General features: G+C 63.5%; 22 protein-coding genes and 1 tRNA gene. 12 read left to right on the top strand and 11 right to left on the bottom strand.

Features of this window, described 5'->3' with window-relative positions; genetic code table 11:
• Positions 1–129: 129 nt before the first annotated feature.
• The 9 genes from trpA to aroA all read right to left on the bottom strand — a co-directional run bounded on the left by trpA (position 130) and on the right by aroA (position 9,037).
• Positions 130–966 carry a tryptophan synthase subunit alpha gene (trpA, locus tag SO180_RS25160; RefSeq protein WP_449381526.1) on the bottom strand — a complete coding sequence of 279 codons (837 nt, stop codon included), beginning with the start codon at positions 964–966 and terminating at the stop codon, positions 130–132.
• Positions 963–2,180, bottom strand: a complete 1,218-nt coding sequence (trpB, locus tag SO180_RS25155) for a tryptophan synthase subunit beta (RefSeq protein ID WP_449381525.1) — start codon at positions 2,178–2,180, stop codon at positions 963–965. Before trpB ends, trpA begins: the two co-directional genes overlap by 4 nt.
• A complete protein-coding gene (locus SO180_RS25150; RefSeq protein ID WP_449381524.1) occupies positions 2,177–2,836 on the bottom strand; it encodes a phosphoribosylanthranilate isomerase in 660 nt (219 codons plus the stop codon). The genes trpB and SO180_RS25150 overlap by 4 nt, the downstream gene beginning before the upstream one ends.
• 66 nt (positions 2,837–2,902) lie before the next feature.
• Positions 2,903–3,298 (bottom strand): lipopolysaccharide assembly protein LapA domain-containing protein, encoded by a 396-nt coding sequence (locus tag SO180_RS25145; protein ID WP_449381523.1) that lies wholly within the window; start codon positions 3,296–3,298, stop codon positions 2,903–2,905.
• 71 nt (positions 3,299–3,369) lie between these two features.
• The gene (locus SO180_RS25140; RefSeq protein WP_007598410.1) at positions 3,370–3,675 is read right to left on the bottom strand and encodes an integration host factor subunit beta; all 306 of its coding nucleotides are present in this window, start codon (positions 3,673–3,675) and stop codon (positions 3,370–3,372) included.
• Between the two features lie 173 nt (positions 3,676–3,848).
• A complete protein-coding gene (sppA, locus tag SO180_RS25135) occupies positions 3,849–4,829 on the bottom strand; it encodes a signal peptide peptidase SppA (RefSeq protein WP_449381522.1) in 981 nt (326 codons plus the stop codon).
• A 258-nt stretch (positions 4,830–5,087) separates the two neighbouring features.
• On the bottom strand, positions 5,088–6,797 hold the full coding sequence (gene rpsA, locus SO180_RS25130) for a 30S ribosomal protein S1 (RefSeq protein ID WP_449381521.1): 1,710 nt from the start codon (positions 6,795–6,797) through the stop codon (positions 5,088–5,090).
• 267 nt (positions 6,798–7,064) lie between these two features.
• Entirely contained in the window at positions 7,065–7,703 is a 639-nt protein-coding gene (cmk, locus tag SO180_RS25125; protein WP_449381520.1) for a (d)CMP kinase, read from the bottom strand.
• The gene (gene aroA, locus SO180_RS25120) at positions 7,700–9,037 is read right to left on the bottom strand and encodes a 3-phosphoshikimate 1-carboxyvinyltransferase (RefSeq protein WP_449381519.1); all 1,338 of its coding nucleotides are present in this window, start codon (positions 9,035–9,037) and stop codon (positions 7,700–7,702) included. Before aroA ends, cmk begins: the two co-directional genes overlap by 4 nt.
• 181 nt (positions 9,038–9,218) lie before the next feature.
• On the opposite strand from aroA, the gene SO180_RS25115 reads away from it, so the two are divergent.
• From SO180_RS25115 to SO180_RS25105, 3 genes are all read left to right on the top strand, one after another.
• Complete coding sequence (locus SO180_RS25115; protein ID WP_449381518.1) at positions 9,219–9,626, top strand: TIGR02300 family protein; 408 nt, start codon at positions 9,219–9,221, stop codon at positions 9,624–9,626.
• A 66-nt stretch (positions 9,627–9,692) separates the two neighbouring features.
• A tRNA-Ala gene (locus SO180_RS25110) sits at positions 9,693–9,768 on the top strand.
• A gap of 117 nt (positions 9,769–9,885) precedes the next feature.
• Positions 9,886–10,128 carry a GIY-YIG nuclease family protein gene (locus tag SO180_RS25105; protein WP_449381517.1) on the top strand — a complete coding sequence of 81 codons (243 nt, stop codon included), beginning with the start codon at positions 9,886–9,888 and terminating at the stop codon, positions 10,126–10,128.
• 11 nt (positions 10,129–10,139) lie between these two features.
• On the opposite strand, the gene SO180_RS25100 is transcribed toward SO180_RS25105, so the two are convergent.
• The gene (locus SO180_RS25100) at positions 10,140–10,601 is read right to left on the bottom strand and encodes a MarR family winged helix-turn-helix transcriptional regulator (RefSeq protein WP_449381516.1); all 462 of its coding nucleotides are present in this window, start codon (positions 10,599–10,601) and stop codon (positions 10,140–10,142) included.
• 154 nt (positions 10,602–10,755) lie between these two features.
• Between SO180_RS25100 and SO180_RS25095 the strand changes: the two genes are divergently transcribed.
• From SO180_RS25095 to SO180_RS25070, 6 genes are all read left to right on the top strand, one after another.
• Entirely contained in the window at positions 10,756–11,181 is a 426-nt protein-coding gene (locus SO180_RS25095) for an organic hydroperoxide resistance protein (protein WP_449381515.1), read from the top strand.
• Between the two features lie 188 nt (positions 11,182–11,369).
• Positions 11,370–12,575 carry a CaiB/BaiF CoA transferase family protein gene (locus SO180_RS25090; protein ID WP_449381514.1) on the top strand — a complete coding sequence of 402 codons (1,206 nt, stop codon included), beginning with the start codon at positions 11,370–11,372 and terminating at the stop codon, positions 12,573–12,575.
• Between the two features lie 429 nt (positions 12,576–13,004).
• Entirely contained in the window at positions 13,005–14,324 is a 1,320-nt protein-coding gene (gene ugpB / locus SO180_RS25085; RefSeq protein ID WP_449381513.1) for a sn-glycerol-3-phosphate ABC transporter substrate-binding protein UgpB, read from the top strand.
• Between the two features lie 49 nt (positions 14,325–14,373).
• Positions 14,374–15,255: a sn-glycerol-3-phosphate ABC transporter permease UgpA gene (gene ugpA / locus SO180_RS25080; RefSeq protein WP_449381512.1), complete on the top strand. Its 882-nt coding sequence runs from the start codon at positions 14,374–14,376 to the stop codon at positions 15,253–15,255.
• The gene (ugpE, locus tag SO180_RS25075) at positions 15,255–16,103 is read left to right on the top strand and encodes a sn-glycerol-3-phosphate ABC transporter permease UgpE (RefSeq protein WP_449381511.1); all 849 of its coding nucleotides are present in this window, start codon (positions 15,255–15,257) and stop codon (positions 16,101–16,103) included. The genes ugpA and ugpE overlap by 1 nt, the downstream gene beginning before the upstream one ends.
• Before the next feature lie 6 nt (positions 16,104–16,109).
• On the top strand, positions 16,110–17,201 hold the full coding sequence (locus SO180_RS25070) for a sn-glycerol-3-phosphate import ATP-binding protein UgpC (protein WP_449381510.1): 1,092 nt from the start codon (positions 16,110–16,112) through the stop codon (positions 17,199–17,201).
• Position 17,202: 1 nt separating this feature from the next.
• Here SO180_RS25070 and SO180_RS25065 read toward each other — a convergent pair whose 3' ends face one another.
• Positions 17,203–17,412: a hypothetical protein gene (locus tag SO180_RS25065; RefSeq protein ID WP_449381509.1), complete on the bottom strand. Its 210-nt coding sequence runs from the start codon at positions 17,410–17,412 to the stop codon at positions 17,203–17,205.
• Positions 17,413–17,726: 314 nt separating this feature from the next.
• On the opposite strand from SO180_RS25065, the gene SO180_RS25060 reads away from it, so the two are divergent.
• From SO180_RS25060 to SO180_RS25050, 3 genes are all read left to right on the top strand, one after another.
• Positions 17,727–18,152: an Hsp20 family protein gene (locus SO180_RS25060; protein WP_011083554.1), complete on the top strand. Its 426-nt coding sequence runs from the start codon at positions 17,727–17,729 to the stop codon at positions 18,150–18,152.
• Between the two features lie 51 nt (positions 18,153–18,203).
• On the top strand, positions 18,204–18,476 hold the full coding sequence (locus tag SO180_RS25055; protein WP_027528273.1) for a BQ00720 family protein: 273 nt from the start codon (positions 18,204–18,206) through the stop codon (positions 18,474–18,476).
• 225 nt (positions 18,477–18,701) lie between these two features.
• Positions 18,702–19,700, top strand: coding sequence for an AraC family transcriptional regulator (locus SO180_RS25050; protein WP_449381508.1), 999 nt, complete (start codon positions 18,702–18,704; stop codon positions 19,698–19,700).
• The last annotated feature ends 293 nt before the right edge of the window (positions 19,701–19,993 follow it).

The following is a 19,993-nucleotide window of genomic DNA, read 5'->3' as shown; positions in this document are numbered from 1 at the left end:
TGGCCCGCGTTAGAGCATGATCCGGAAAAGTGTGAAGTGGTTTTCCGACAAGATCATGCTCAAACAAAGAGCTAAAGCGCGATGACGATTCAACTCAACCTCATCGCGCTTTAGAAGCGGAATTATGGCCTATTCCGCCGCCTGCGGCGCGCCCCGCACGCCCTGGGCGAGGGATGCGGTCAATTCGGCGACGGCGTCAACGGTCTTGCCGGTGGCGCGCCCCTCCGCATCGAGGCTGTTCTTGAGGGCATCGACCAGCGCGGTGCCGACCACCGCGCCATTGGCGTGCGATGCGATGGCGCGGGCAGCATCCGGCGTCCGGATGCCGAAGCCGACGCAGACCGGCAATTTTGTATGCCGCTTGATGCGCGCAACCGCCTCGCTCACGGCCGTGGCATCGGCAGCAGCCGCACCGGTGATGCCAGTGATGGCGACGTAGTAGACGAAGCCCGAGGTGTTGGCGAGCACGGCCGGCAGGCGCTTGTCGTCGGTCGTCGGTGTCGCCAGGCGGATGAAGTTGAGGCCGGCCTTCATCGCGGGCAGGCAGAGCTCGTCGTCTTCCTCCGGTGGCAGATCGACGATGATGAGGCCATCGACGCCGGCGGTCTTGGCATCGGCGAGAAACTTGTCGACGCCGTAGATGTAGATCGGATTGTAGTAGCCCATCAGCACGATCGGCGTGGCATTGTCGTCCTTGCGGAAGCCGCGCACGAGCTCGAGCGTCTTCTTGAGCGTCATGCCAACCTTGAGCGCGCGCAGGCCCGCTGCCTGGATCGACGGGCCGTCGGCCATCGGATCGGTGAAGGGCATGCCGAGCTCGATCACGTCGGCGCCGGCCTTCGGCAATGCCTTGATGATCTCGAGCGACGTCGCCGGATCGGGATCGCCAGCCATCACGAAGGTGACGAAGGCCGAGCGGCCCTGCTTCTTCAGCTCGGCAAAGCGGGTATCGATACGCGTGGTCACTTGGTCTTGCCCCTCAGGATATCGCCGACTTGCGGGACGTCCTTGTCGCCGCGGCCGGAGAGATTGACGACCATCAAGTGATCCCTGGGCCGCTTCGGCGCGAGCTCCATCACCTTGGCGATGGCATGCGCGGGCTCCAGCGCCGGGATGATGCCTTCGAGCCGCGACAATAGCTGGAATGCTGCGAGCGCCTCGTCGTCGGTCGCGGAGAGATAGTTGACGCGGCCGATCTCGTGCAGCCAGGAATGCTCGGGGCCGATGCCGGGATAGTCGAGACCGGCCGAGATCGAGTGCGCGTCCTGGATCTGGCCGTCCTCGTTCATCAGGAGATAGGTGCGGTTGCCGTGCAGCACGCCGGGACGGCCGCCCGCGATCGAGGCCGCATGCAATTGCGTGAGCCCGTGGCCCGCAGCCTCGACGCCAAAGATCTCGACCGAGGGATCGTCGAGGAAGGGATGGAACAGGCCCATGGCATTGGAGCCGCCGCCGATGCAGGCGACGAGCGAATCGGGCAGCCGGCCTTCGACTTCCTGCATCTGCACCTTGGTCTCATTGCCGATCACCGACTGGAAGTCACGCACCAGCGTCGGATAGGGATGGGGACCAGCCACCGTGCCGATGCAGTAAAAGGTGTTGTGCACGTTGGTGACCCAGTCGCGCAGCGCCTCGTTCATGGCGTCCTTCAGCGTGCGCGTGCCCGATTGCACCGGAAACACCTTGGCGCCCAGCATCTCCATGCGTATGACGTTGGGCTGCTGCCGCTCGACGTCGACGGCGCCCATATAGACCACGCATTCCAGGCCGAAGCGCGCGCAAAGCGTCGCGGTGGCGACGCCGTGCTGGCCGGCGCCGGTCTCGGCGATGATGCGCTTCTTGCCCATGCGCCGCGCCAGCATGATCTGGCCAAGCACGTTGTTCACCTTGTGCGAGCCGGTGTGGTTCAGCTCCTCGCGCTTGAAGTAGATTTTTGCGCCGCCGAGATGCTCGGTGAGGCGCTCGGCGAAATAGAGCGGCGAGGGCCGGCCGACATAGTTCTTGAGATAGCCGTTCATCTCGGCCTGGAAGGCCGGATCGGCCCTGGCCGCGTTGTAGGCCTTCTCCAGATCGAGGATCAGCGGCATCAGGGTTTCGGCGACGAAGCGCCCGCCGAAGATGCCGAAATGGCCGCGCTCGTCCGGGCCGCTGCGGTAGGAGTTTGGTTTGGCGATGTTCATCGTACGCTCAACTCTTGGGTGGCGCGCGCCGCGCGAATAAAGGCTTTGATCATCTCCGGGTCCTTCACGCCGGGGGCGCTCTCGACCCCGGAGGAGACATCGACGCCGCCGGCGCCGGTGAGTCGCAGGGCCTCTGCGACGTTCTGGGCGTGCAACCCGCCGGAGACCATATAGGGCAGCTTCAGATCGAGGTTTTCCAAAAGGTGCCAGTCGAAGGGCGCGCCCAGCCCGCCAGGCCGGGTTGCGTCCTTCGGCGGACGGGCATCGAACAGGATGCGGTCGGCGACCGCGGCGTAGCCGGGCAGCACCGCGAGATCGGCCGCCGTCTCGATCGGCAGCGCCTTCATCACCGGGCGGCCGAACCTCTGCTTGATGTCGCGCAGCCGCGCGGTGCTCTCCTTGCCGTGGAGCTGAAGAATGTCCGGCGACAGCGCGTCCATGATGTTGTCGAGCGTCGCGTCGTCGGCATCCACCGTGAGCGCGACCTTCAGCGCACGCTTCTTGACCTGCCGGCCGAGATCCCGCCCGGTTTCCAGCGACAGATGCCTGGGCGAGGGTGGAAAGAACACGAACCCCACCATGTCGGCGCCGGCGTCGAGCGCGACGTCAAGCGTCTCGCGCGTGGACAGGCCGCAGATTTTGACGAGCAGGGTCATGGTCTCGAAGCGCAAGGAGGCCGCGAAGCCGCGGCCGGAAAAACGGGGTTTTCGATGCGGCCGCTTCTACAACGTCGCGCGCTGCTTGTCTCGCCCGACGGGACCGTAAAGGCCGGCCCCGGTGGGGAGGACCGGCAGCCGCTGCGGATCGGGCCGCGAGGCGGCCGCGGAGGCCCTCAAGTCCGCCAATTCGGACCTCGCCGAGCGCGCATCGGCCTCGTGCCGGCGCGCCGCCCGCCGCCAATGCCGCTGGCCGAACCAGACGGCACAGCCACCGGCCAGCACTCCCAGAAACGCCACCAGGATCAGGAGCAGGAACAACGGCAGGGCGACCGACAGCGACGGATCGGCCGAATTGAAGGGGTCGAAGGAAACCGTGACGAAATGGTGGTTGGCGACGGCGAAGACCACGAGCAGCAGGAAGAACGGAATCACGATCAACGCGGTCAGGAATTTTCGCATCTCGATCGCTCGCCTTGAATCATGCTTGTGGCCGCATCAAGCGGCCACGCCGGTAAACCTGGGCGTCGGCCCTAGTCTGGCGCGCCAGGGTCCGGATGGTCGCGGTTCAGCCGCTCGCGCATTTCCTTGCCCGTTTTGAAGAACGGGACGCTCTTCTGGTCGACGGGCACATGGGCGCCGGTGCGCGGATTGCGCCCTGCGCGCGCGGGGCGATGCTTCACCGAAAAAGCACCGAAGCCGCGCAGCTCGACCCGATCGCCGCGCGCGAGCGCTGCGACGATCTCCTCGAGGATCGCATTCACAATGTTCTCGACATCCCGCTGGTAAAGGTGCGGGTTGTGCTCGGCGATACGCTGAACAAGTTCGGATTTGATCATCGAGAGATAGGACCCGGAAGCGTGCGGATGACCATTTCCGTGAAAATGCCTTGATCTGTCAAGACGCTAAATCAAGCTTGGACAGCGCTAAAGTGCGTGACAAAGGTCTGAAAGGGGGTCTGTCACAGCACAAGCCGAACGGGAAAACCCTCTCGGCCTCGCCCGGTTCCCGGTCAATTTGACGCGGCGGGCTGCCACAGCGCGAGCATTCCGTCCAAACCGATCCGATCGACCGCCTGCGTGACGCCGCTGCGCTCGATCTGATGCGCCAGCGAGCTCAAACCGATGGCTTCGAGCGTGACGGTGGCCGCCGACTTGAGGAATGGCAGATCGCCGAAGCGGGGCTCGAGCTTGTAGTCGCGAACCGGCAGGTCCTTCTTGACGCCCTTCTGCTCGACGAGCCATGTCACCGCAGTTTTCTCGTCGCCGAGCTGGTCGATCAGCTTCAGCTCGATCGCCTGCCGACCGGTGAAAACGCGGCCATCGGCGACTTTCTCGAGCTGCGCGTCATCCATGCCGCGGCGCTCCTTCACCAGTCCCTTGAACCAGGCGTAGGAGTCCTTCACCAGTGCATCGAGCGCGGCCCGCGCTTCGGGGCTGGTGGGTTCGAAGCCGTTCGGCGCAGCCTTCAACGGCGAGGATTTCACCTCCTCGACCTTCACGCCGATGATCTTCAGGAGATCGGCGACGTTCGGATATTGGAACAGCACGCCGATCGAGCCGACCAGCGAGCTTTGCTGGGCGATGATGTGGTCAGCTGCGATCGCGGTGATGTAGCCACCGGAAGCGGCAAGCCCCTCGACCACCACGACGAGCGGCTTCTTCGCCTTCAGCCGCGTCAGCGAATCATAGAGCTGCTCGGAGCCGGCGGTGGTGCCGCCCGGCGAATTGATGTGAACGATGACAGCGGCCGCGCGGGAATTCTCCAGCCGCTCCAGCGCCTGGGTGCGCTCGGAATCGCTGCGGATCAGACCATCGATCTGGACGCGCGCGATCGAGCCGGCGGACGCGAATGTACCGCGCACGCCCGGCGTCGCGACGAGCGCAAAGCCCGCAATCGCCGCGATCGCGACCAGCGCGGCAGCGACGCGCCAGAATGTCAGCTTGCGGCGGATCCGGCGGCGATCGACGATGATGTCCGAATCGAGCGACATCGAAAAATCTCCAAATATGTGGGCTCACGCCTTTTGCAGTCGCAGCGTGACCATCGGCTTATCTGGATACATCAATTGCGACGCAATTTGAAGAAAGCAAGGCTGGTAACCGCGTAGCCCGCATGGAGCGCAGCATAATCCGGGATCGGCTCGCCGCGCAAAGATACCCGGATTTCGCTGCGCTCCATCCGGGCTACGGGCGCAAAAAAGCCCCAGCAAAATGCCGGGGCTTTGATGTTTGCGAAACAAGCGTAACGCTTACTTGTTCTCGCCGCGGTTCTTGAGCGCGGTGCCGAGGATGTCACCGAGCGTCGCCCCCGAATCAGAGGAGCCGTACTGCGCGATGGCTTCCTTCTCCTCGGCAACTTCGAGCGCCTTGATCGACACCTGGACCTTGCGGGCCTTCTTGTCGAACTGGATGACGCGGGCATCGACCTTCTCGCCGACGGCGAAGCGTTCGGCGCGCTGGTCGTTGCGGTCACGGGCGAGCTCGGAGCGCTTGATGAAGGTGGTGAAGTCGGTACCGGTGATCTTCACCTCGATCCCGGCTTCCTTCACTTCGAGCACCTCGCAGGTCACGACCGCGCCCTTCTTGACATCGCCCGGCTCGGCGAATGGGTCGCCTTCGAGCTGCTTGATGCCGAGCGAGATACGCTCCTTCTCGACGTCCACATCGAGCACCACGGCCTTCACCACGTCGCCCTTCTTGTAGTTGTCGATCACCTGCTCGCCCGGAAGCTTCCAGTCGAGGTCGGAGAGGTGAACCATGCCGTCGACGTCGCCCTCGAGACCCAGGAACAGACCGAACTCGGTCTTGTTCTTGACTTCGCCCTCGACCACCGAACCGGTCGGATGTTTCTCGACGAAGACCTCCCACGGGTTGCGCATGGTCTGCTTGAGGCCGAGCGAGATACGGCGCTTGACGGAATCGACTTCCAGCACCTGCACTTCGACTTCCTGCGAGGTCGAGACGATCTTGCCGGGGTGCATGTTCTTCTTGGTCCACGACATCTCGGAGACGTGGATCAGGCCCTCGATGCCCGGCTCGAGCTCGACGAACGCGCCGTAGTCGGTGATGTTGGTGACACGGCCGGTGAAGCGCGCACCCAGCGGGTACTTGGCTTCGATGCCCTGCCACGGATCGTCCAGCAGCTGCTTCATGCCCAGCGAGATGCGGTGCGTCTCGTGGTTGATCTTGATGATCTTGACCTTCACGGTCTGGCCGATCGAGAGCACCTCGGTCGGGTGGTTGACGCGGCGCCACGCGATATCGGTGACGTGCAGGAGGCCGTCGATACCGCCGAGATCAACGAACGCACCGTAGTCGGTGATGTTCTTGACCACGCCGTCGATGACCTGACCCTCTTCGAGGTTCTGCACCAGCTCCTGACGCTGCTCGGCGCGGGTCTCTTCCAGCACCGTGCGGCGGGAGACGACGATGTTGCCGCGGCGGCGATCCATCTTGAGGATCTGGAACGGCTGCGAGTTGTTCATCAGCGGCGCAACGTCGCGGATCGGGCGGATGTCGACCTGCGAGCGCGGCAGGAACGCCACGGCGCCGTCGAGGTCGACGGTGAAGCCGCCCTTGACCTGGTTGAAGATGACGCCGTTGACCTTTTCGTTGTTCTGGAACGCCTTCTCGAGCTTGCCCCAGCTCTCTTCGCGGCGCGCCTTGTCGCGCGACAGCACGGCCTCGCCGAGGGCGTTTTCGATGCGATCGAGGAATACTTCCACCTCATCGCCGACCTTGAGGTCGCTCTCACGGCCGGGGCCGGAAAATTCGCGCAGCGCGACGCGGCCCTCGGTCTTCAGGCCGACGTCGATGACGGCCATGTCCTTTTCGATTGCAACAACCTTGCCCTTGACGACGGAGCTCTCCTGCAGATTACCACCTGCAAAGGACTCATCGAGCATCGCGGCGAAATCGTCACGCGAGGGGCTGTAGGTATTAGCGGAAGTCGAAGCCATTTGTTCTCCAGTTGCGGACGTTTTGCCGGCCGTTGGGTTGATGGGCGTATCGCGCGCGCAGTGTCGGAAGGTCCGCAAAACCTTCGAGCGACCGCTCGCTGCCCCGGGTCTTCCCCTGAAAGCAGCAAGAGCGGGCCGGCGAGAGCCCGCGCGTTCGATACGTTGAATTGTTGCCGGAGCCTCAAATCGTCGCCGGTCCCAAAACGGGGATCGGAATATCGACCTTCAAGAACGGGAGCGGGCTCTTCCTCCAATGACGACCGCGGCTTAAACCCGCGGACGGCCCGCTCGAACGGCCTCGATGATGTCGATGGCGGCCCGGACGCCGCCTTCTATATCCAGTTGGGAGTTATCTAGCAAGTAAGCATCGGGGGCAGGTTTCAGGGGCGCAATCGGCCGATTCTGGTCGCGTTCGTCGCGCGCAATGATGTCGGCCAGCACGGCCGCTTCGTCCGCCTCCTCGCCCCGTGCCCTGGCCTCCATGGTGCGGCGATGGGCACGGACCTTGGGGTCGGCGACGACGAAGATCTTCACGTCCGCATCGGGGCAGATCACGGTTCCAATATCGCGGCCGTCGAGGACAGCGCCGGGCGGGTCGAGGGCGAATTGCCGCTGAAAATTGACCAGGACCTCGCGAACCCTGGGAATTGCGGAGACCATGGAGGCGGCCTCGCCGATCTGCTGGGTCTTGAGGACGGGATTGCCGAATTTTTCCGGATCAAGTTCCAAAGCCACCGCAACGGCGGCCGCCTCGTCACGCAGGTCGGCGCCCGCCTGGATCAGCGCATGGGCGACAGCGCGGTAGATCACGCCGGTATCGAGGTGACGATAGCCGTAATGATGTGCGAGGCGCTTGCCGAGCGTGCCCTTGCCGGAGGCCGCGGGGCCGTCGATGGCGATGATCATGAAAAATCGGCCCCCAGCGAACGCATCATCGGAATGAAGTCGGGAAAGCTGGTGGCGATGAAGGCGGTGTCGTCGACCTTTATGCCCCTGTCGGACGCGCAGCCCATCACCAGCGCCGACATTGCGATCCGGTGATCCATATGGGTGGCGACGAGACCGCCGCCGGGCACGTGGCCCCTGCCCTCGACGATCAGATCATCGCCGGAGATCTCGACCTTCACGCCGTTGACGCGCAACATGTCGGCGGTCGCCGCCAGCCGATCGGATTCCTTGACTCGCAGCTCGTGCAGGCCGCGCATGATGGTCGTGCCTTCGGCGAAGGACGCCGCCACCGCGAGCACCAGATACTCGTCGATCATCGACGGCGCGCGCTCCGGCGGCACCTCGACGCCGCGCAGTTTCGAGGCGCGCACGCGCAAGCTCGCCATCGGCTCGCCGGCATCGCCGCGAACCTCGCTCTCCTCGATCGAGCCGCCCATTTCGCGGAGCGTCGTGAAGAGCCCGGTGCGCAGCGGATTGGTCATGATGTCGGACAGCACGACATCGGAGCCTTCGGCAATCAGCGCGGCAACGACCGGAAAGGCTGCCGAGGAAGGATCGGCGGGCACCACGACAGCGGCGCCGTGCAGCTCAGGCTGGCCGACGAGTGTGATGTGGCGACCATGCCGGCCTTCCGCTACCGACGTGATATCGGCGCCAAAATGCTTGAGCATCAGCTCGGTGTGGTCGCGGCTCGCCTCGCTCTCGATGACGGTCGTCGTCCCCGGCGCGGCCAGGCCCGCCAGCAGCACGGCCGACTTGATCTGGGCCGAGGCCACGGGCGTCTTGTAGGTGATCGGCAGGGGATCGCGCGCGCCCTGGAGCGTCAGCGGAAGACGACCGCCCTCGCCAACGGCGACGACCTTGGCTCCCATTTTCTCCAGCGGATCGAGCACCCGGCCCATGGGACGGCTGCGCAGCGAGGCGTCGCCGTCGAATACCGCCGAGATCGGGCAGCCTGCGACGGCCCCCATCACCAGCCGGCAGCCGGTCCCCGAGTTCCCGAAATCCAGGGGCGCGTTGGGCTGCGCAAAGCCGGCCACGCCGACCCCGCGCACGCGCCAGGCAAAATCCCCGGTGCGCTCGACCGTGGCGCCGAGCGCCTGCATGGACTTGGCGGTGTTGAGGACGTCCTCGCCCTCCAGGAGGCCATTGATCCGAGTTTCGCCGACCGACAGCGCGCCCAGAATGAGCGAGCGGTGCGAAATCGACTTGTCCCCGGGGACCCGTACGTTCCCGGTCAGAGCGCCGCTGGCGCGGGACTGAAGTGGTCTCGGTTGGTCGGAATGAGCCAAGATTGTGTCCTTGAATGCCCGCAGATGGACCTCGAATGGTCCCCGGGGGCTCGCGGGCGCAGGTATCACATGGTCAGTCCGCCGTCACGGGCATGTCTTTCCTCCGCAATGCGCTATTGACAGCGGGCCGCCAACTAGCCAAGTGAAGCACCGCTTTTCAGACATTCCCAGGATTCCTGCCGTGGCCAAGTCCGAACTCGGAACCAAACGCATTTGCCCGACCACGGGCAAGAAGTTCTATGACCTCAACAAGAATCCGGTGATCTCGCCATATACTGGCGAGGTGGTGCCGATTGCGCCGGTGGCGCCGGCGCGCCCGACCCGCGGCGCCGAAGCGCGCAGCGTGGCCCAGGACACCGCGCCGGAACCGGCCGAGACCGAAGAGATGGTCTCCCTCGAGGAGGCCGATGCCGAGGAGAACACCGGCAAGGTCAAGGCCGCCGTGCCCGAATCAGAGGACGACATCGAGGTCGATGAGACCCTCGAGGACGACGATGACGATGATTCGACCTTCATCGCCGACGACGAAGAGGGTGATGAGGACGTAACCGACATCATTGGTGATGTCGGAGGTGATGAAGAGACTTGAGATAATTCCAGAACTGTGGTTCTGGGTCTTTCCCGACGCGCTGCCCAAGGCGTGCCGGATGGTTAAGGGGCCATAGCTCAGCTGGGAGAGCGCTTGCATGGCATGCAAGAGGTCGGCGGTTCGATCCCGCCTGGCTCCACCACGCTCCGCCCTTCGGGCTACGCGTGGCGCAGCCGCGCGGTGCCCGAAGGGCGAAGACGGACTGCCACACGTTCTATCCCCGCTTCCCCTCAGACGACTGCCCCGACGTGAGCCATCAATGTGGTACGTCTACATCATCCGCAGCATCGAGTTTCCTGATCAGGAATACATCGGTGCCACGGAAGATCTGAAGCGACGGGTCCCGGAGCACAACGCCGGCAGATCCGCTCACACCGCGAAGTTCAAGCCGTGGAAGCTGGTCTGGTACTGCGCTTTCCCTGACAAACTGAAAGCCTTGGCGTTCGAGAAATATCTCAAGTCGCACTCAGGCCGCGCCTTCTCGAAAAAACGGCTCTGCTAGAGCCGCCCGCCCTACTCCCCAATCACCGCATTCAGCCGATCGCGCAACGCGACGATCTCGTTTTTCATCGCGACCAGTTCGGGCACCGTGCAGTCGGATGCGGCCAGGATCGACTGCGGCACGCTGCGCGCCTTGTCTTTCAATGCCTGTCCCTGCGGCGTCAGCGCGATCAGCACCTTGCGCTCGTCCTCGGTCGAGCGCGTGCGCTTGACGAGTTGCGCGGCCTCGAGGCGCTTGAGGAGCGGCGTGAGCGTGCCGGAATCCAGAAACAACCGCTCGCCGATATCCTTCAGCGGCACGCCGTCGCGTTCCCACAGCACCAGCATCACCAGATATTGCGGATAGGTCAGGCCGAGCCGGTCCAGCAGCGGCTTGTAGACGCGGTTGAAGGCATGCGCGGCCGAATAGACCGCAAAGCAGATCTGGTTGTCGAGCCGCAGCGGCTGGTCGGCGGCCAGTTGTTTCCGAGCCATGGAGAACCTTTCGAGATTCGCTTCGCATTGTGAGACGCCGCGACGGCCAATTCAATTGCGAACAATTAAATGTGAGGCTGCCCCATTTTAGATTGCGCGCAATCTAATTGTCTGCAATATGGGCGCACCCCAACCGGAAACCAGGGAGACGACGATGTCCGTGAATGTCCTCTACAAGACCAGCGCCAAGGCCACCGGAGGCCGCGACGGCCATGCTGCGACCCTCGACGGCGCGCTGGACGTGAAGCTCACCACCCCGAAGGAGCTCGGCGGCGGAGGCGGCGCGGGCAACAATCCCGAGCAGCTGTTTGCGGCCGGCTACGCCGCCTGCTTCATCGGCGCGATGAAGTTCGTGGCCTCCCAGGGTGGGCCGAAGGTTCCCGCCGACACCTCGGTGACCTCGACGGTCGGCATCGGTCCGCGCTCGGCGGGCGGGTTTGGCCTCGACGTCGAGCTCGTGGTTTCGCTGCCCGGCGTTCCCCGCGCGGAGGCCGAGGCACTGGTCGAGAAGGCCCATCAGGTTTGCCCGTATTCCAACGCGACCCGTGGCAACGTCGACGTCCGCCTGAAGGTTGCGTGAGGCCAAAGGCGACCCTGGCTGGCCCGAGATCCCCCTCGAGCCAGCCACTCGCCGCCTTGCTACGCCACGTCGCGGGATGGCCGCGGCGGCGCATGCGGCTCTACGCCGGGAGCCATTGCTGGCTCTTGCGAACCTCGCTAGGCCTGTGATCGAACAGAGATCAACGAGCCGAAACGAAGGTTGCCGTCATGACTTCCGAAGTAGCAATCGGTGCGATGAGTGGACTGCGCGTCATCGATCTCACGCGCGTGCTCGGCGGCCCCTATTGCACGCAGATTCTCGCCGACCACGGCGCCGACGTAATCAAGGTCGAGCCGCCCGCGGGCGATGAGGTGCGCGAGTGGGGACCTCCCTTCCATGAGGAGGACGCGGCCTACTTCGTCGGCATCAACCGCAACAAGCGCTCGATCGGCCTCGACCTCGCCTCCGAAGGCGGCCGCGCCGTGCTGCTCAAGATGCTGGAGACGGCCGACGTCCTGATCGAGAATTTCAAGCCCGGCACGCTGGAGAAATGGGGCATCGGCAACGAGGTGCTGCGCGAAAGATTTCCGCGCCTCGTGCATTGCCGGATCTGCGGTTTCGGCGCCGACGGCCCGCGCGGCGGCAATCCCGGCTACGATGCCATCATCCAGGCCATGACCGGCATGATCGCGGCGACTGGCTCCAGGGAAAGCGGACCGATGCGGATCGGCGTGCCGCTGGTCGACATCACCACCGGACTCTATGCCGCGATCGGCATTTTGATGGCGCTGTCGGAGCGGCAGCGCTCAGGGCTTGGGCAATTCCTCGAGACCACGCTCTACGAGACCGGCCTCGCCATCATGCATCCGCACACCGCGAACTACTTCATGCACGGCAAGCCCCCCGGCCTGACCGGCAACGAACATCCCAATCTCGTGCCCTATGCGATCTTCCCGACCAAAACCGACGACATCTTCATCGGCGTCGGCAATGACGGCACGTTCCGCAAGCTGGCCAAGGAGATCGGCAAGCCCGAGCTCGGCACGGACCCGCGCTTTGCGCGCAACAAGGACCGCATCGCCAATCGCGAGGCGCTGCGCGCCGAGCTTGCCGCGGTGTTCAGCCAGCACGAGGCCGAGCCGCTGTGCGACCGCCTGCTCGCGGCCGGACTGCCCGCGGGCCCCGTGCAGAAGATCGACCAGGCATTGAACAATCCGCATACGATCTACCGCGGCGACGTCATCGAGAAGGACTGGTACAAGGGCGTCGCCTCGCCGATCCGGCTCGATCGCAGCAAGCCGAGCCTGCGCCGCGTGCCGCCGAAATTCAGCCAGCACGCCGCAGAGGTGCTCGGCGAGTTCGGATATTCCGGGGCCGAGATCGAGACGTTGGTCGAGAACGGCGTGGTCTGCGGTCCCGAGCGCAAGCGCTGAGGGTTGTGACGGGAAAAGAGCGCACGGCACCGACGCTGCGCTCCCTCCCCCTTCTCGCGGGGGAGGGTTGGGGAGAGGGTGTCTCCCCAACGGGACAATCCACCAGAGGATGGAGCCCTCACCCGGCGCTGCGCGCCGACCTCTCCCGCAAGCAGGAGAGGTTAAGGGGAGCCCGGAGCTGCACCGATTCTACGTACGCCATTCGCCGCCGACGGTACTCGCTTTTCGCCCAACGATGCCGCACTGCGGCGCGACGCACGATAGTGCGCCGCGGACGGCCTGCCTTGCGAAGGCCTCTTCGCCTATTTGACGGCTTCCCTTTTGCGGCGCTTGCCGCTTTCGTTTCGGCCGCTTACACAGTCACGTGAACGTCACATGGCGCTGCTAGCGCAAGCGCACTTTGATGACGGCCCAAGGGAGGTTTACTTGATGGCTCTTCGACAATTTGCTGCGGCTGCCACCATTGCCGCCACGTTCGGCTTTGCCGCCTCGCCTGCGCTGGCCGCGACCGAAATTCAGTGGTGGCACGCGATGACGGGCGCGAACAACGACGTCATCGTCAAGCTCGCCAACGACTTCAATGCGTCGCAGAGCGACTACAAGGTGATTCCGACCTACAAGGGCAACTACGCCGACACGATGAACGCCGGCATCGCGGCCTTCCGCGCTGGCAATGCGCCGCACATCATGCAGGTCTTCGAGGTCGGCACCGCGACCATGATGGCCGCGACCGGCGCCGTCAAACCGGTCTACAAGCTGATGGCCGAGACCGGCGAGAAGTTCGACCCCAAGGCCTACCTGCCCGCGATCACCGGCTACTATTCGACCTCGAAGGGCGAAATGCTGTCCTTCCCCTTCAACTCGTCATCCACGGTGATGTGGATCAATCTCGACGCGCTCAAGAAGGCCAACATCGCCGACATTCCGAAGACCTGGCCGGAAGTGTTCGACGATGCGAAGAAGCTGAAGGCCGCCGGCTATTCCACCTGCGGCTTCTCCGGCTCCTGGGTGACCTGGGTCAACCTCGAGCAGCTCTCCGCCTGGCACAACGTGCCGCTCTCGACCAAGGCCAATGGTCTCGACGGCTTCGACACCGTTCTTGAGTTCAACGGTCCGCTGCAGGTCAAGCATCTCGAGAACCTCGTCGAGTTGCAGAAGGACAAGACCTACGACTATGCCGGCCGCACCAACACCGGCGAGGGTCGCTTCACCTCCGGCGAATGCCCGATCTACCTGACCTCCTCGGCCTTCTTCGGCAACGTCAAGGCACAGGCCAAGTTCAACTTCACCGCGGTGCCGATGCCCTACTATCCGGACGTCAAGGGCGCCCCGCAGAACTCGATCATCGGCGGCGCCTCGCTGTGGATCATGGGTGGCAAATCGGCCGACGAGTACAAGGGCGTCGCCAAATTCCTGACCTTCCTGTCGGACACCGATCGTCAGGTCTACATCCACAAGGCGTCCGGTTATCTGCCGATCACCAAGGCGGCCTACGAGAAGGCGAAGGCCGAGGGCTTCTACAAGGATCAGCCCTATCTCGAAACGCCGCTGATCGAGCTGACCAACAAGGAGCCGACCGAGAATTCGCGCGGCCTGCGGCTCGGCAACATGGTGCAGCTCCGCGACGTCTGGTCGGAAGAGATCGAGCAGGCGCTCGCCGGCAAGAAGACCGCCAAGCAGGCGCTCGACGCCGCCGTCGAACGCGGCAACACGATGCTCCGGCAGTTCGAAAAGACCGCCGTGAAATAAGGCGATGGGCGGCAGGCCGATCGCGCGACCTGCCGCCCCACCTCACATCATGCAAAAGCAAGCCATTTTCCAATCAAGGCTATTGCCGTTCGCGCTGGTTGCACCGCAGCTCGCGATCGTCCTGATCTTTTTCTACTGGCCTGCACTGCAGGCCGTCATCCAATCCTTCCTGCTGCAGGACGCCTTCGGTCTTTCGACGAGTTTCGTCTGGTTCGACAACTACGTCGAACTGTTCAAGGAGCCCGCCTATTTCGAGGCGATCGTCCGGACCTTCTTCTTCTCGTTTGCGATCGCGCTCTCGTCGCTGTCCCTGGCGCTGCTGCTGGCCGTGATGGCGGACAGGCCGATGCGCGGCGGCATGCTGTATCGCACGCTGCTGATCTGGCCCTATGCGGTCGCCCCGCCGGTCGTCGGCGTGCTCTGGATCTTCATGCTGCATCCCTCGCTCGGTGTCCTCTCGCGCTATCTGCGCGACATGGGAATCGACTGGAATCCGCTGCTCAATGGCAATCAGGCAGCAACGCTGGTCATCCTCGCCGCCGCCTGGAAGCAGATCTCCTACAATTTCCTGTTCTTCCTTGCCGGGCTTCAGGCCATCCCGAAGAGCGTGATGGAGGCGGCGGCGATCGACGGCGCCCGCCCAATGCGGCGGTTCTGGACCGTGACCTTCCCGCTGCTGTCACCGACCATCTTCTTCCTCCTGGTCATCAACATCGTCTACGCCTTCTTCGACACCTTCGGCATCATCGATACGATGACACGTGGCGGTCCTGGAACATCGACGGTAACACTGGTCTACAAGGTCTATACCGAGGGGCTCCTGGGCGGAAATCTCGGCAGCTCCGCGGCACAGTCGGTGATCCTGATGATGCTCGTCATCGTGCTGACGGCAATCCAGTTCCGCTTCGTCGAACGCAAGGTGACCTACTGATGGTCGAGGAAGAGGGCATCCGCCGCTACGTCGCCCATATCATCCTGTGGATCGGGATCGCGATCGTCGCCTTCCCCGTCTACATCGCGATCGTCGCCTCCACCCAGGACAACGCGCTGATCGCCAACGGTCAGATGTCGCTCTTGCCGGGCGGACATTTCTTCGAGGTCTACTACCAGACGATTTTCGTCGGCACGAGCGGCTCGACTCGCGAGCCGGTTGGCAACATGATGTTCAACTCGCTTGTCATGGCGCTGCTGATCGCGGTCGGCAAGATCGCGATCTCGATCATCTCGGCCTATGCGATCGTCTATTTCCGCTTTCCATTCCGGATGGCGATCTTCTGGATCATCTTCATCACGTTGATGCTGCCGGTCGAGGTGCGCATCTATCCGACCTACAAGATCGTCGCCGACCTGCACATGCTCGACAGCTTTGCCGGCCTGTCGCTGCCGCTGATCGCATCGGCCACCGCGACGTTGCTGTTCCGCCAGTTCTTCATGACGGTGCCGGACGAGCTCCTGGAAGCCTCGCGTATCGACGGCGCCGGGCCCCTGCGGTTCTTCTGGGATACGCTGCTGCCGCTCTCGCGCACCAACATGGCGGCACTGTTCGTGATCCTCTTCATCCTCGGCTGGAATCAGTATCTCTGGCCGCTGTTGATCACGACCCGCGACGACATGCAGACCATCCAGGTCGGCATCCGCAAGATGATGACCACCAACGATGCGCTTACCGAATGGCCGATCGTGATGGCGACGGCCGTGCTCGCGATGCTGCCGCCGGTGTTCGTCGTCGTCGCGATGCAGAAATTGTTCGTGCGCGGCCTGGTCGAGACGGAAAAGTGAGTTTTCATGGCTAACGTCACTCTGCGCAACGTCCGCAAGACCTATCCCGGCGGCTTCGAGGCCATCAAGGGCGTCGACGTCGATGTGGGCGACGGCCAGTTCTGCGTGCTGGTCGGCCCCTCCGGCTGCGGCAAGTCGACGCTGCTCCGCATGGTCGCGGGGCTCGAGACCATCACCGGCGGCGAGATCGACATCGGCGGCCGCGTCGTCAACCAGGTCGAGCCCGCCGACCGCGACATCGCGATGGTGTTCCAGAACTACGCGCTCTATCCGCATATGAGCGTCTACAACAACATGGCCTATGGCCTGCGCAATCGCGGCATGGCGGAGGCCGAGATCAAGACCCGTGTCGAGGAAGCCGCGCGCGTGCTCGAGCTCGCACCGATGCTCGAGCGCAAGCCGCGCCAGCTCTCAGGCGGTCAGCGACAGCGCGTCGCCATGGGCCGCGCCATCGTGCGGCAGCCAAAAGTGTTCCTGTTCGACGAGCCGCTGTCCAATCTCGATGCCAAGCTGCGCATCGCGATGCGCGTCGAGATCCGCAAATTGCAGCGCCGGCTGAACACCACGTCGATCTACGTCACCCACGACCAGCTCGAGGCGATGACGCTGGCCGACATCCTCGTCGTGATGAATGGCGGCCAGGTCGAGCAGATCGGCAATCCGCTCGCGATCTACGAGAAGCCGGCCACGACGTTCGTCGCGTCCTTCATCGGCGCCCCGCCGATGAATCTGATGTCGACGCGGCCGGACGAGATCAAGACGCAGCTCGGCAGCAATGGCCGCGTGGCGGAAGCCGGCATCCTCGGCATCCGCCCGGAGGACTTCGTCATCACCGACCAGACGCCCGCCGGCGGCGTCGCGCTCGCCCTCACCGTGGAAGCGATCGAGCGGGTCGGCGCCGAGACCTTCGTCTATGGCTCGCGCCGGCAGGACGAGCAGCAGGTCGCAGCGACGCCCGGCGAGCTGCCGCCCGGCGAGGTCATCGTCCGGATCCCCGGAGCCGAGGCCCCGCCGATCGGCGCGAAAATCCGGGTCGCGGCAGTCCGCCAAAAGCTGCATCTGTTCAGCGGCGACGGGCGGACGCGGATCGAGGCCTGAGTCAGCGCCAGACGGCCCGCCCGCTGCCGTAGCCGGGGTGTTTCGCCTCAAAATCATCGAGAAGCAGCAAACGAGCTGTCTTGAGCGTTTCGATGCCGTCACCGCAGGCGCCTAGGTTGCGTGCATCCTCTATCAAGTCATAGAGGGCAAGCATGAACTGCTGATAGTCCTCGGCGTTGCCCGGCTGCGGCACACCATATGAATCGGGCATGGGAATTCTCGATTACTGGTGCGATATCTTAAAACAACCCCATGCACAGTAGAAGGGGACTTGTTTTCATTGGCATAATTCGTCCCGAAACGTCATCGTGCTCAGACTTGCGTCTCAGGGCGACGGCGAGGTCCGGCCCTTACGATCTGTAAGCATCTGCGATGGCAAAATGACCGCGCTGGGCGTCACGGCCCATCCACAGCCCCCGGCTAGGTGCTTGAACCCGCTCGGGGATATGCCCATATTGGGTCACAAGGGGTGCCATTCAGGGCCCTGAAACGTCAAAGTCGCTTTCCGCGAGGACTTTGTAAACTATGTCTCGTGTTCCCACGTTATCCAGTCCGTTCCTGCTGGGCTTCGACGAGATCGAGCGCGTGCTCGATCGGGTCGTCAAAGGCGCCGACGGCTACCCTCCCTACAATATCGAGAGGTGTGACCGGTCGGACGGCCAGCCCGAGCGGTTACGCATCACGCTGGCGGTCGCCGGCTTCACCCGCGACCAACTCGATGTAACCATTGAGGAAAACCAGCTCGTGATCCGCGGGCGTCAGCAGGACGACAAGACCCGGCAATACATCCATCGCGGCATCGCCGCGCGCCACTTCCAGCGCACGTTCGTGCTGGCGGAGGGGATGCTGGTGCTGGGTGCGGATCTGAAGAACGGGCTGTTGTCGATCGATCTCGCCCGGCCGGAACCGGAAAGGATCGTTAAGACAATCGCTATCAATGAGCACGAATAATGGAACGAGTAGCGGACTCGACCGCTTAGTTTCGAGAGAGGAGTCGAGACCATGAGTAACGGTCACGTTGCGTTCGAATACGAAGCCAACAACGTCTCACCGGAGACGCTGGCAACCCTCGGCGAGGGCCACATCGCCTATGTGAAGCAGATCCGCTCGGAGGACGTGCCCGACCTGTTTCCCGAGGCGCCCAAGATTGCGCCGGGCCTGAAACTCTTCGCGCTCCACGCCGCCGACGGCACGCCGATCATGCTGACCGACAGCCGCGAAGCCGCGATCGCCAATGCCTGGAGCAACGAATTGCAGGCGGTGAGCGTGCACTGAGCGCACGCGTTTCGCAGATGAATTCCAAGCGGGCATGCCTTCATGCGAGGGCATGCCCGCTTTCTTTTTGAGGGGAGCAACCGGAATAGGCTGCCGGCGGCGGTTCCGGCGCAAACTGGATAGTCTTTGCGCGAAATGGATGGAAATGCTCCGCCACCCCGGGGCCGATGCCCGATGATTATTCTATATAATTATAACATCGAGCCGATTATGAGATAGCCCCCGTTGCCCGACGACACTTTCTACGTAGCTCCGGCCCTGTCGGGCTCCGGCTTTGACGCATTGCTCGCCTCGTTTGCCTCATTTGCGCCCACGATCAAACCTTTACCGCCCAAGATAGATACCGCATTCCACTGGCGTTCGGACGTCGTCATGGGACCAGGAATCAGCGTCTTGAGGACTCGGGTTTCCGGCGACTGGTCCTATTCCTGTGAGGCCGTTCAGGCAGACCTTGCGATAGGCTTTCTCGGCGCCGGCGCCTCCGACATGGTCGTGGGTACCAGACCCGTGCAACGGACGACGTCAACCGTCACTCTCGTCGCGCTTCCGATGCTGCAGCATCACAAGATCAGGACATCTGCCGACGGAAACCATTCGAACGTCATACTGAAGTTCGATGCTGGCATCGTCGCGAAAATGCTCAGCGCAATGTTCGGCAACGCCGCGCTGACGAACCTGGATCTCGCTCCGACCGTCGCTCTCTCGACGGGCACGGGACAGACCCTGCATCAGCTTGCCCGCACGATCGTCCTGGGCATGCATGATCCGCAGATCCTGAAGCACTCGTCGAAAGCGATGGCTCTGTTGACGGAAGCCACCCTGCGGCTCGTCTTCGAGAATGTGCCCCACAGCCTGAGCGGTCGGCTGGATCGTCGGACACCCGACGTGACGCCACGGCACGTCCGGCAGGCCATCGAGCACATGCGCGCCAATCTTCATCTACCGCTGACGATGGTCGACGTAGCGGTCGCCGTTGGCGTGAGCGAGCGCTCCCTGCAGCTCGGATTCCGCAGGTTTCACGATACAACGCCTGCGGCTTTCTTGCGACGAATCCGGCTGGAAGCCGTCCATGCGGAATTATCGAGCCCCGAAAACGAGCTGCCCGTGTACGAGGTCGCCTTGAAATGGGGCTTTACACATATGGGCCGTTTCGCCGCGCAATACCGTGCGGTGTTCGGTGCCTACCCATCGGAAACCGTCAAGCGCGCATTTCCGGACGATTAGGGCGTTGCTGCCGGAGCGTTGACGCTGACGCCGGATCCGGCGTGGTCGCGGCGCGCCTGGCAAGCGCCCCGTCAATCCTGGATGCAGCATCGCCCAGCCGACGAGAGAGGTCGGCCACCCCTGCGAGACTGGACGAAAGCTGCGACCTCGCAGACGTCAATTGCGCCTCGATCCTCTGGCGATCACCTGGCTCGATCACTGTGCTCTGCAAATCGTCTAAAGCGTGATGGCATTAAGTTCGATAGCCTGAATTTTTGAGGTAGTTGGCGCATTCCTCGGGGGTGAAGGCATCG

Source organism: Bradyrhizobium sp. UFLA05-112 (assembly GCF_053572325.1).
This window is presented reverse-complemented; position numbering and strand designations above follow the sequence as displayed.

Excerpts from the sequence above, each read along its gene's own strand:
- rpsA (WP_449381521.1), bottom strand. The coding sequence starts at position 6,797 with ATGGCTTCGACTTCCGCTAATACCTACAGCCCCTCGCGTGACGATTTC.
- SO180_RS25055 (WP_027528273.1), top strand. The coding sequence starts at position 18,204 with ATGAGTAACGGTCACGTTGCGTTCGAATACGAAGCCAACAACGTCTCA.
- SO180_RS25105 (WP_449381517.1), top strand. The coding sequence starts at position 9,886 with ATGTGGTACGTCTACATCATCCGCAGCATCGAGTTTCCTGATCAGGAA.
- trpB (WP_449381525.1), bottom strand. The coding sequence starts at position 2,180 with ATGAACATCGCCAAACCAAACTCCTACCGCAGCGGCCCGGACGAGCGC.
- SO180_RS25100 (WP_449381516.1), bottom strand. The coding sequence starts at position 10,601 with ATGGCTCGGAAACAACTGGCCGCCGACCAGCCGCTGCGGCTCGACAAC.
- SO180_RS25060 (WP_011083554.1), top strand. The coding sequence starts at position 17,727 with ATGTCTCGTGTTCCCACGTTATCCAGTCCGTTCCTGCTGGGCTTCGAC.
- SO180_RS25065 (WP_449381509.1), bottom strand. The coding sequence starts at position 17,412 with ATGCCCGATTCATATGGTGTGCCGCAGCCGGGCAACGCCGAGGACTAT.
- SO180_RS25150 (WP_449381524.1), bottom strand. The coding sequence starts at position 2,836 with ATGACCCTGCTCGTCAAAATCTGCGGCCTGTCCACGCGCGAGACGCTT.
- SO180_RS25090 (WP_449381514.1), top strand. The coding sequence starts at position 11,370 with ATGACTTCCGAAGTAGCAATCGGTGCGATGAGTGGACTGCGCGTCATC.
- SO180_RS25145 (WP_449381523.1), bottom strand. The coding sequence starts at position 3,298 with ATGCGAAAATTCCTGACCGCGTTGATCGTGATTCCGTTCTTCCTGCTG.
- SO180_RS25140 (WP_007598410.1), bottom strand. The coding sequence starts at position 3,675 with ATGATCAAATCCGAACTTGTTCAGCGTATCGCCGAGCACAACCCGCAC.
- ugpB (WP_449381513.1), top strand. The coding sequence starts at position 13,005 with ATGGCTCTTCGACAATTTGCTGCGGCTGCCACCATTGCCGCCACGTTC.
- sppA (WP_449381522.1), bottom strand. The coding sequence starts at position 4,829 with ATGTCGCTCGATTCGGACATCATCGTCGATCGCCGCCGGATCCGCCGC.
- ugpE (WP_449381511.1), top strand. The coding sequence starts at position 15,255 with ATGGTCGAGGAAGAGGGCATCCGCCGCTACGTCGCCCATATCATCCTG.
- cmk (WP_449381520.1), bottom strand. The coding sequence starts at position 7,703 with ATGATCATCGCCATCGACGGCCCCGCGGCCTCCGGCAAGGGCACGCTC.
- SO180_RS25070 (WP_449381510.1), top strand. The coding sequence starts at position 16,110 with ATGGCTAACGTCACTCTGCGCAACGTCCGCAAGACCTATCCCGGCGGC.
- SO180_RS25095 (WP_449381515.1), top strand. The coding sequence starts at position 10,756 with ATGTCCGTGAATGTCCTCTACAAGACCAGCGCCAAGGCCACCGGAGGC.
- ugpA (WP_449381512.1), top strand. The coding sequence starts at position 14,374 with ATGCAAAAGCAAGCCATTTTCCAATCAAGGCTATTGCCGTTCGCGCTG.